Raw genomic sequence first — 10406 nt, forward strand, 5'->3', positions numbered from 1 at the left:
ATGCTGGTCGTCCCCGCACGCGCGGGGATCTTCCCGTCACGGAGGCTGGGTATCGCCACCCGGCTCGGTCGTCCTCGCACGCGCGGGGATCTTCCGGAACGGCCCACGGAGTGACCCGGTCCCGACCCGTCGTCCCCGCCGCGCGGGGATCTTCCGGGCGGGGACATATCCCAGTGGTCGACCTCGGTGTCGTCCCCGCCTGCGCGGGGATCTTCCATGGGTCGTGCTTCACGCCCTCCACCCCGCGTCGTCGTCTCCGCATGCGCGGGGATCTTCCCGTCATCTCCGTGCTCGACACCATCGGCCGGTAATTGTTCCCGCAAGTGCGGGAGTTCTGTATGTCGCAGGTTTCGTGCCTTGTCATTTTTGACTACACGGAAATATATCCTGTGGATGATGGGTCTTGGGGCGTTTTCTGCTTGTCTCTGGAATGCGATTGAGTGGAATCTTTGAGAGGGGTGTGTGTGGAGAGTTTGGCGCTGGGAGTGGTGTGGGGGAAGTCGGCGGAGAAGGGGGGTGGTTCGATGCATCTTCTGCTCGGGCATCTGCTGGATACGGCCGCAGTGGGGGAGCTGGTCTGGGATCGGTATCTGGCGCCGGTGATCCGGGAACGGCTCGACGCGGTCAGCGACGGGCAGGGGCGGGCATTGTTCGCGTTGGTGTGCGGGCTGCATGACGTCGGGAAGGCGACGCCGGCCTTTCAGATGAAGGACGACGGCCTGGCGGCACGGGTCCGAGCGGCGGGTTTCGACTGGAAGAGCGTGAGCCCGCAGCAGGGGCGGCGTTGGCATCATGCGCGCGCCGGTGCGGTCATCCTGCGTGGGTACCTGCCGCAGGTCGGGTGGAGCCGGCAGGCGTGCAACTGGGTGTGGCCGCTGGTTGCGGGTCATCATGGCCGGATTCCTGGCCGGGACAGGCTGGTCAACCCTGGTGTGGCGCATGGCGTCGGCCTCTGGCCGCAGGCCCAGCAGGCGTTCGTCGATCGGGTCGCCGCCGACCTCGGTGTCGATCTGCCAGGTCTGGGGGAGGCGAGGACACCGAGCCGCGGGGACCAGCTCACCCTGTCTGGCCTGATCATCATGGCCGACTGGATCGCGAGCGATCACACGCATTTCGGCGGGCTGTCTGATCCGACGAAAGTGTCGATGGCTGCCGCCAGGGACCGCGCCCGGAAAGCCTGGGAAGAACTGGGACTACGTGGCGGCTGGCGGCGTCCGAACCTCGTGCCCGTAGACCAGCACGATCTCGTCCGGCACCGGTTCGGTAAAGCGGCTCGCGCCGCGCAGTCTGCGGCGGTGGAACTGGCCCGGGACATGCCGGGCGCGGGGTTGCTGATTCTTGAGGCGCCGATGGGTGAGGGCAAGACGGAGGCCGCGTTCGCCGCCGCGGAGGTACTGGCCGCGAAGGTCGGCGCGGACGGCGTCTATGTCGGAATGCCGACGCAGGCGACCAGCGACCCGATGTTCAGTCGAGTGCGTGCCTGGCTCGCCGCGGTCGACGTCGAGGTGCCGATCGGTCTGCTGCACGGCCGGGCGCGTTTCAATCCAGAATGGGCGGCCCTGCGCAGTCAGATCAGCTTCGCCGGGGTGCACGACGACCTCGACGACTTCGGCATGACCGATGACTACGGCATGGGCGACGCATTCGGTCTGGGCGACGAGTTCGGCGTGGACGGCGAGGGCCGGGCGGGCGCCGCGGCGCGATCCGAGGCGCCGCCGGCCGGTCCGGCGGCGGCCGCTGACTGGTTCCTCGGTGCCAAGCGGGGTCTGCTCGCCCCGGTCACGGTCGGCACGGTCGACCAGCTCCTGCACGCCGCGACCCGCACGAAGCACGTCATGCTGCGCCACGCCGGCCTCGCCGGGCGGGTCGTCATCCTCGACGAGGTGCACGCCTACGACGTGTACATGGCGCAGTTCCTGTTCGAGGCGCTGCGCTGGCTGGCCGACTCCGGCGTGCCGGTGATCGTCTTGTCGGCGACGCTGCCCCCGGCGTTGCGCGAGCAGCTCGCCCGCGCCTACCTGCAGGGTGCTCTGCAGTGCCGCGACGTCGACCTCGCCGCGCTGCCCACGCCCGACGGCTACCCGAGCACAACCGCGGTCTTCACCCGCGGCGGCGAGCCGGATTTCGCCGGCGTGTCCGCTCAGCCGTGGCGCCCGTCGACGCCGGTCAACGTGCGGATCCTCGACGAGGACGACGCGTTCGACCCGCGGACGGTCGCCGCGGCGGTGACCCGCGCCGTCGGTGACGGCGGCTGCGCCCTCGTCGTCTGCAACACCGTCCGGCGCGCCCAGGACGTCTATGCCGAGCTCGCGGCCGCGTTCGGCGCGGACGTCGTCCTGCTGCACTCCCGGTTCACCGCCGCCGAACGGGCCCACCGCACCGCCGAGGTCGTCGACCGGCTCGGCCCGCCCGGCCGGACGGGCGCCGCCGCCCGGCCCCGGCGGCTGGTCGTGGTGGCCACCCAGGTGGCCGAGCAGTCGTTCGACGTCGACGTGGACGTCCTGATCACCGATCTCGCGCCCGTCGACCTGCTGCTGCAACGCGTCGGCCGGCTGCACCGGCACGAACGCCCATCGTCCGATCGGCCGGCGAACCTGCGCGGGCCGGAGGTGATCGTCAGCGGGCTGCGGCTCACCGGCGAGGACGTCCCGCGCTATCCCGGGGGGAGCCGGGCCGTCTACGGGGATCACCTGCTCCTGCGGGCCGCGGCCCTCGTCGCCGACGCGGCCAAGGGCCCCGGTTGGTCGATCCCGGAACACGTTCCCGGACTCGTCGCCACCGGCTACGGCGATGCGCCCCTCGGACCGCCTGGCTGGGCGGACGCGCTCGCCGCGGCGCGGACGGCGTGGGAGGGCGACGAGGCCCGCCGCCGGGTGAACGCCTCGGCGTTCCTGCTCGCCGGAGAGGACCGGCTGGGCCTGCCCACGCTCGCGGGTCTGCACGACAACGGGACCGCCGCGCTCGAGACCGAGGAGCGGGTCGCCGCGGTCGTGCGGGACGGCGAGGAGTCGATCGAGGTCGTTCTCGTCCGCCGCGCACCAGCCGGCGGCTACCTGACTCTGTCCGGCCGACGGCTCGGCCCGAGCGGCGAGGTCGCCGTCTCCGACGACGCGGTGCTGGAGGAGGTCGTCGGCTCGGTGATCCGGCTGCCCGCCGTCCCGGAGCTCACGGCCGCGGCTCGCGCCACGCTTACCCCGCTGCCGGGCTGGGGCGGCGACCCCTGGCTGCGCCGCACCCGCGCCCTCATCCTCGACGACCAGCACGCCGCCACCCTCGGCGGCCGCGATCTACGCTACGACAACAACCTCGGCCTCGTAGTCTCGGCTGGCAACCGGTGATTGGTGTTCGGGATCCGTCGCTGGGCAGGTGGCTCGGACTGCAAGTTGAGTCACCCGCCCAGACGACGTCAGCAGTTGACGGGAACCCCGCGGGTGCGGGGACGACGCCAGGTCGGCGGACGCCCAAGGGCAACCCCAGCGTGGCTGGGCGTCTCCACTGTAGCGGCCTCCCCAGCTTGCAGAGTCCGCTGATGCCCAGTTAGGTCAATCTGCTAGGTTGTTGCTGGCGATCGATGATGTTCCGCAACGTGACCCTTTGCGTCAGGTGCGACTTCAGGCGCGGACCCTACCCCCGACGCTGTGGCTCGCGGGCCCTCCGCTTCTTGGACTCGACGGCGCCGCCTGGTGGGTGGCGTTGGCGGCGACGGCGGTGCTCGGAATACTCGCTGCTATCGTCCCTCAGCGATCCGAGGATCGTACTGAGCTCTGGAAGGAGTTTTACCGCTATCGGGCGCGTCGCCATGCTCGCGGTCGAAGGCGCTCGGCCGCGGGTGGATCCCGCCACTGAGGTTCCTGGATCGGGCACACATACTCGGGTCCGAAAACTGTCGGTGGGCCCTGATACATCTCTGGTGGCGATGCGGTTCGAGGGGCCTGGGACGGACGGGGGAAACAGGTGGATGATTTCAGTCTGATCGATGCTGGGTGGATTCCGGTCGACCGGCGAGGGGTCCGGGTCGAGGTCGGGATCCGGGATGCGCTTGTCCACGCGCAGGAGATTGACGGGCTTGCTCTGGACGATCCGCTGGAGGCCGTGGCGATCCTGCGTCAGGTGCTGCTGCCCGTACTCCTCGAAGCATGTGGTGTGCTGCGTACCGACGACGACTGGGCACAGCGGTGGGACGTCGGCGTGTTTGACGGCGAGCGCATTACCGAATACCTGACGGCGCGTGCCGACCAGTTCAGCCTCTTCTCCACCGAAAGGCCGTTTGCGCAGGTCGCGGGACTGCACACGGCGAAGAACGAGACCCGGCCGGTGTCCTTGCTGGTTCCGCGGCTCGCCGCCGGCAACAGCGTCCCGTTGTTCAGTTCCCGGACCGAGAGCGATCCGCCTCGGCTCTCGCCGGCCGCGGCCGCGCGGGCGCTGCTCGCGGCGCACTGCTGGGACACCGCGGCGATCAAGACGGGCGTGGTGGGCGACCCGCAGGTCAAGGGCGGGAAGACGACCGGCAACCACACCGGGCCGCTCGGTCAGCTCGGCGTCGTCGTCCCCCTGGGCGAGACGCTGTTCCACACGCTGATGCTCAACCTCCCGATCCTGCCCGCCGGCCGACGCCCCGACGACCGGCCGCAGTGGGCCAGCGAGGCACCAGCCGGGCCACGCTGGATGATCCGGCCGCCCCGCGGCCTGCTAGACCTGCTGACCTGGCAGTCCCGGCGGATCCGCCTCATCCCGCAGGAGGACCCGACCGTCCCCGGCGGCATCTCGGTGCGGCAGGTGGTGCTCGCCGCGGGCGATCGGCTCCTGGGTTCGGTGCACCACCTCGAACCGCACACCGCCTGGCGGCAGGTCGACAAGCCCAAGGCCGGCCAGCCGCCGGTGCGCCCGGTGCGCCACCAGTCGGGGCGCGCGGCCTGGCGCGGATTCGAAGCCCTGCTGGCCACCGTGCCCACCCCCGGGGAGAAGGTCTCCGCACCGAAGCTGCTGTCCCAGGCCGCGGGCCTGCGCGAGGACGGCATCCTGCCCGCCGACCTGGCACTGCGGGTGCTCACGGTCGGCGTGCAGTACGGCACCCAGTCGGCGGTGATCGACGAGGTGACCGTCGACGAGATCCCGCTGCCGGTCACCGCGCTGCTGCGCGACTCGGAGGTCCGCCGAGTCGTGCTGGCCGTCGCCGACCAGGCCGAGAGCCTGCGGGTCGCCGCCAACCGGCTCGGCGACACCCTGCGGGAAGCCGCCGGGGCGGGGGAGAAGCTGCCGTGGGACAAGGGGCAGCGGCTCGGCGACATGCTCGTGCACAACTTCACCCCGACCGTGCGCCGGCTGCTGGCCGGGCTCGCGCGACACCCGCAGGACGCCGCGAAGGCCGAGCTGGCGTGGAAGGTCATCGCCCGCCAGGTGATCTGGGAGACGGTCGACCCGTTGCTGTCCACCGCCGGCCCGCGCGCGTTCCTCGGCCCGCACCCCGACGAACTGTTCGGCGCCCGGCTCGCCGTCGCCGAGACCTCTCTGCGCCGCACCCTCAACGACGTCCTCGGCCGGGATGCGGACAACCGGCGCGACCTTGCCGCCGCCTGACGCCACAACCACAAGGAGATCGGATGTCCGAGGCAGCCGGGACATCGCCCGGGACAGCGCCATCCCCCTCCACCGGGACGGCCCCCCGTCGGCACTTCTGGGAACGCGACCACACCGGCGGCCGACCCGATGGCGCCGACCTGGCAGCGCTGCGCCGCGGCGTCGGCCGCGCCCCCGGCGAGGCCCCCCAGATGTGGCGCTGTTACACCACTCTCACCGCCGACGGCAAGATCAGCCCCCGCCTGCAGGCGGAGCACGTCGCGCTCACTCTCTACGCCATCCACCAGCAGTCACTGTCCGTCCCGGCGCACCAGGTCGGCATCGGACTTGGAACGGCGGCCCTGCGCCTGCACGACAGCGGCTCCTTCAGCCCCGACGCGGTCGACCGCCGGTTCAACACCGCCGCCACTGCCACCGGCCTGGATGAGGCCGCCTATCACCTGCGCGGACTCGTTCGGCAGTTCCGCCAGCTCACCATCGGCCTCGACTACACCGCCCTGTGGCACGACCTGATCGATTGGCAGAACCCCAGCAGCATCGGCGAGGTCCGGCGCCGCTGGGGAAGCCAGTACTTCTTCCGCCCGCGCCGCGGCGAGACCGCTGGTGCCGCCGCCGCTGACGCCGGCGCGCCCGGCACGTCCTGACCCGTACGCATCACTGCCCGGTGTCGCGCCCGCGCGCCGGACGCCAACCATCCTGACCCAGCCGAAGGAAACACCAGCCGATGCGCTGCTACATCGATGTCCACATCCTGCAGACCGTCCCGCCGTCCAACCTCAACCGGGACGACGCCGGTACCCCGAAGCAGGCGGTCTACGGCGGGGTCAAGCGTGCCCGGGTCAGCTCACAGGCGTGGAAGCGCGCCACCCGGACAGCGTTCGCCGAACACGTCGATCCCGACCGCCTCGGCACCCGCACCAAGCGGATCTCCGCGCTGCTCGCCGACCGGCTCGCCGCTCGCAGCGGGCTCGACGCCGAGTCCGCCACCCGGATCGCCACCAGCCTGCTCAGCGGTCTGAAGATCAGCGCCGGCAAGAAGGCGGCGGAGACGGCCTACTTGCTGTTCTTCGGCCGTCCCCAGCTTGAGCGGCTCGTCGACCTCGTCGCCGACGACATCCCGCGCCTGGTCGAGCTCGATGACAAGGAGCTGGCCGACGCGGTGAAGGACCTCCCGGTCCTGACGACCCTCGGCAGCGGCCATCCCATCGACGTCGCGCTGTTCGGCCGGATGGTCGCCGACCTCGCGACCCTCAACGTCGACGCCGCCACCCAGGTCGCGCACGCTCTGTCCACCCACGCTGTCGACGTCGAGTTCGACTACTACACCGCCGTCGACGACGAGAACGCCCGCGGCGAGACCGGCGCCGGGATGATCGGCACGGTCGAGTTCCAGTCCGCGACGCTCTACCGGTTCGCCACTGTCGGCCTGCACCAGCTCGCCGAGAACCTGGCCGGCGACGTCGAGGCCACCCTGGAGGCGCTGCGAGTGTTCCTCACGGCGTTCACCACCTCCATGCCGACCGGCCACCAGAACTCCTTCGCCCACCGCACCGTGCCGAACCTGCTCACCGTCGCGGTCCGCGCCGACCAGCCGGTCAACCTCGTCTCCGCCTTCGAGCAGCCTGTGTCGGCCGGTCGGCAGGGCATCCTGGCCGGGTCCGTCGCCCGATTCGGCGCCGAGATGCGCACCGCCACCTCGCTGTGGGGCCTGCGTCCCGAACTCGTCGCCTCCACCTACCGCACGCCCGACAACGTGGCGACCGCTCAGACGCTGACCGAGGTGCTCGGCGCGGCAAGGCCCTTCGACGAGGTGATCAGCACCGTCGTGGACGCTGCCCGCCAGCGGTTGGCGGGCGTCACCCGATGACCGAGTCCCGGGCCGGCCACTGCCTGGCCCTGCGCCTCGCCGCCCCGATGCAGTCCTGGGGCACGCGCAGCATGTTCAATCGCCGCGACACCCAGGCCGAACCGACGAAGAGCGGCATCGTCGGACTGCTCGCGGCCGCGCAGGGCCGCCGCCGCACCGACCCGATCGAGGACCTCCTCGACCTCACTCTCGGGGTCCGCACCGACCAGCCCGGCACCCTGCTGCGCGACTACCACACCGTCAGCGACTACCGCGGCCGCCCGCTGCCCTCGACCGCCGTCAGCGCGAAGGGCGCCCAGAAGCCGACGTCGCCGGCCAAGCACACCCACCTCACCGAGCGGTTCTACCTACAGGACGCGGTGTTCGTCGCTGCCGTCGCCGCGCCCGAACCCGTCCTCGCGACCCTCGCCGACGCGCTACGCAACCCCGCCTACCCGCTCGCCCTCGGCCGCCGCGCCTGCCCACCGACCCAGCCGCTGCTCCTCGCCGCCGACAGCGGTGACGACCTGTGGCCCGGCGACGTTGTCGACGTGCTCGGCCGGGTGCCCTGGCAGGCCGGGCCGCAGCACCGCGACGCCCTCATCCGCAGCCGGCGTCCCCGCCCGGCCGCGGTCGACCTGCCCGTCACCGTCGACGACCCCGCCGGCCCCGATGTCCGCCACGACCTGCCCACCGGCTTCGACCCGCACGAGCGCGGATTCACCAGCCGCCGGATCCGCCAGACCTGGGTCCACCTCCCGCCCCCCTACGACCTGGACGACGCCGACCTCGCCGCCGACGCCGCTGCCCCGCCGCATGATCCCTTCGCGCTCCTCGGATGGTGACCGGGCATGACCTATCTGTCTCGCATCTGGCTGAACCCGCTGCGCACCGGCGCCCAGGCGCTGCTGAACAACCCGCAGCGCCTGCACGCCGCCGTCCTCGGCGGCCTGTCCCGCCAACCCGTCACCGAACGGGTCCTGTGGAGGGTCGAGAACGCTGACGCGACCCGGGGTGGCAGCCGGTCCCACCGCGCCGAGGTCCTCGTCCTCACCGAGTCCACCCCGTCATGGGAGCACCTCGTCGAACAGGCCGGCTGGATTCACGCCGACGAGCCGCAGATCGCCGTGCGCGACTACCAGCCGCTGCTCGACCGCCTCCAGGCCGGCCGCGAGTTCCGCTTCCGGCTGCGTGCCAACACCGTCAGCGCCACCCGAACCCCCGACAAACCCTCCCCGGCCCAACGAGAACACCTTGCCGGCCCCCGCCCCCGCGGCGTCCGCGTCGGCCACCGCACCGCCGCGCACCAGACCGCCTGGCTCACCGATCGGGTCGACCGCTGGGGCTTCACCCTGCTCACCACCGCCGAACTCGACGGCGAACCCCTCGGCCAGCCAGCCGACGCCGATCCTGGCCCGGACCGCGGCGCACCGGCGCTGCGGCTCACCGCCCGCGAACGGCTTTCCTTCACCAAGCGGGCGGCCGACGGGACGCGGACCGGCCGGCGGGTCGTGCTCAACACCGCGACGTTCGAGGGCGCTCTCCGCGTCAGCGACCCCGCCCGGGCGCGCGAGACCCTGCTTCACGGCGTCGGCCCGGCCAAGGCCTACGGCTGCGGCCTGATCACCCTCGCGCCCCTGCTCGCCGCGCCGGTCGGGGGCTGACATGTGGTGGCTGTCCGACCCGCAGGACCTGCACCGCGTCGAGGACCGGATCTCGACCCTCTACGTGGAGAAAAGCCACGTCGACCGGGCCGACAACGCGATCGTCCTGGTCAATAAGGAACGCACGGTGCGCGTCCCCGCGGCCCTCATCGCGACCGTCCTGCTCGGTCCCGGAACCCGTATCACCAGTGGCGCGGTCCGCCTGCTCGCGGACTCCGGAACCGCCGTGTGCTGGGTCGGTGAACGAGGCGTGCGGATGTACGCCGCCGGCCTGGGCGCCAGTCGCGGCGCCGGCCTGCTGATGCGGCAGGCATATCTCGTCACCCGGACGAAGGAACGCCTCGACGTCGCCCGGCGCATGTACGGCAAGCGGTTCCCCGACGACGACGTCAGCACCGCCACCATGCAGCAGCTACGAGGCCGGGAAGGCGCCCGAATCAAGAAGATCTACCGCGCGCACGCGGCCCGCGCCGGCGTCACCTGGAACCGGCGGGTTTACACGCACGGTGACCCGTTCGCCGACGGCGACGACGTCAACCGACTGCTGTCCGCAGGGCATAGCTGCCTGTACGGGATCTGCCATGCGGCCATCGTCGGCATCGGAGCGAGTCCGGCCCTCGGCTTCGTCCACACCGGGGCGGCCACGTCGTTCGTTCTCGACATCGCCGACCTGTACAAGGCCGAATACACGATTCCCTTGGCGTTCGATCTCGCCGCTGCGGGATTGGTCGAGGAACGCGACATCCGCACCGCCTTCCGGGACCGGGTCGCCGACGGTCATCTCATGGCCCGCATCATCCACGACATCAAGGACCTTCTCCTCGACGACGCGGACGCGGACATCGACGACGCCGACGCCCTGCACCTGTGGGACGACGTCGATGGCCATGTCCCCGGCGGGGTCAACTGGGCGATCGACCTCGCCGACGGGACCGACGACACCACGATCGTCGGTGTCACCGGCCCCGACACCGACCAGCCACCCCCGCCCTGGTGACCGTCGTCGTCCTCATCGCCGTCGCTGAGGGCCTCCGCGGCCACCTCACCCGATGGATGATCGAGATCGCTCCCGGCGTCTTCGTCGGCAACCCCAGCGCCCGCGTCCGCGACCGCCTCTGGACCGTCCTCGCTGACCGCGTCGGTGACGGCCACGCAATCATGATCGAGCCAGCCGCCAACGAGCAGGGCTGGTCCGCCCGCACCGCCGGCCGCGACCGCACCCACCCCGTCGACTACGACGGACTGATGCTTTTCGCCCGCCAACGCCGCTAAACCCCCAGGTCAGCAAGCGTCGTCCCCGCACGCGCGGGGATCTTCCC

Annotated in this window: 8 protein-coding genes; all 8 read left to right on the forward strand. The window is 71.5% G+C overall.

All coding sequences use genetic code 11. The features are described from left to right. Nucleotides 1–488 precede the first annotated feature (488 nt). The 8 genes from FF36_RS25180 to cas2e all read left to right on the forward strand — a co-directional run bounded on the left by FF36_RS25180 (nucleotide 489) and on the right by cas2e (nucleotide 10359). The gene (locus tag FF36_RS25180) at nucleotides 489–3338 is read left to right on the forward strand and encodes a CRISPR-associated helicase/endonuclease Cas3 (protein ID WP_052681424.1); all 2850 of its coding nucleotides are present in this window, start codon (nucleotides 489–491) and stop codon (nucleotides 3336–3338) included. Nucleotides 3339–3954: 616 nt separating this feature from the next. Next, the gene (casA, locus tag FF36_RS25185; protein WP_052681418.1) at nucleotides 3955–5577 is read left to right on the forward strand and encodes a type I-E CRISPR-associated protein Cse1/CasA; all 1623 of its coding nucleotides are present in this window, start codon (nucleotides 3955–3957) and stop codon (nucleotides 5575–5577) included. Between the two features lie 23 nt (nucleotides 5578–5600). Continuing rightward, a complete protein-coding gene (gene casB / locus FF36_RS25190) occupies nucleotides 5601–6221 on the forward strand; it encodes a type I-E CRISPR-associated protein Cse2/CasB (protein ID WP_052681420.1) in 621 nt (206 codons plus the stop codon). An 80-nt stretch (nucleotides 6222–6301) separates the two neighbouring features. Then, nucleotides 6302–7444, forward strand: a complete 1143-nt coding sequence (gene cas7e / locus FF36_RS25195) for a type I-E CRISPR-associated protein Cas7/Cse4/CasC (RefSeq protein ID WP_044887662.1) — start codon at nucleotides 6302–6304, stop codon at nucleotides 7442–7444. After that, on the forward strand, nucleotides 7441–8268 hold the full coding sequence (gene cas5e, locus FF36_RS25200) for a type I-E CRISPR-associated protein Cas5/CasD (RefSeq protein WP_044887663.1): 828 nt from the start codon (nucleotides 7441–7443) through the stop codon (nucleotides 8266–8268). The genes cas7e and cas5e overlap by 4 nt, the downstream gene beginning before the upstream one ends. Nucleotides 8269–8274: 6 nt before the next feature. Next, entirely contained in the window at nucleotides 8275–9087 is an 813-nt protein-coding gene (gene cas6e, locus FF36_RS25205) for a type I-E CRISPR-associated protein Cas6/Cse3/CasE (protein ID WP_044887664.1), read from the forward strand. Between the two features lies 1 nt (nucleotide 9088). Further along, the gene (gene cas1e, locus FF36_RS25210; RefSeq protein WP_044887665.1) at nucleotides 9089–10084 is read left to right on the forward strand and encodes a type I-E CRISPR-associated endonuclease Cas1e; all 996 of its coding nucleotides are present in this window, start codon (nucleotides 9089–9091) and stop codon (nucleotides 10082–10084) included. Beyond that, entirely contained in the window at nucleotides 10081–10359 is a 279-nt protein-coding gene (gene cas2e / locus FF36_RS25215) for a type I-E CRISPR-associated endoribonuclease Cas2e (protein WP_044887666.1), read from the forward strand. The genes cas1e and cas2e overlap by 4 nt, the downstream gene beginning before the upstream one ends. Nucleotides 10360–10406: the final 47 nt, after the last annotated feature.

Origin of the sequence: Frankia torreyi (assembly GCF_000948395.1) — a bacterium.
Taxonomy (GTDB): domain Bacteria; phylum Actinomycetota; class Actinomycetes; order Frankiales; family Frankiaceae; genus Frankia; species Frankia torreyi.

Coding starts and splice junctions, on each gene's coding strand:
- casB (WP_052681420.1), top strand. CDS start 5,601: ATGTCCGAGGCAGCCGGGACATCGCCCGGGACAGCGCCATCCCCCTCC.
- cas7e (WP_044887662.1), top strand. CDS start 6,302: ATGCGCTGCTACATCGATGTCCACATCCTGCAGACCGTCCCGCCGTCC.
- cas5e (WP_044887663.1), top strand. CDS start 7,441: ATGACCGAGTCCCGGGCCGGCCACTGCCTGGCCCTGCGCCTCGCCGCC.
- cas6e (WP_044887664.1), top strand. CDS start 8,275: ATGACCTATCTGTCTCGCATCTGGCTGAACCCGCTGCGCACCGGCGCC.
- cas1e (WP_044887665.1), top strand. CDS start 9,089: ATGTGGTGGCTGTCCGACCCGCAGGACCTGCACCGCGTCGAGGACCGG.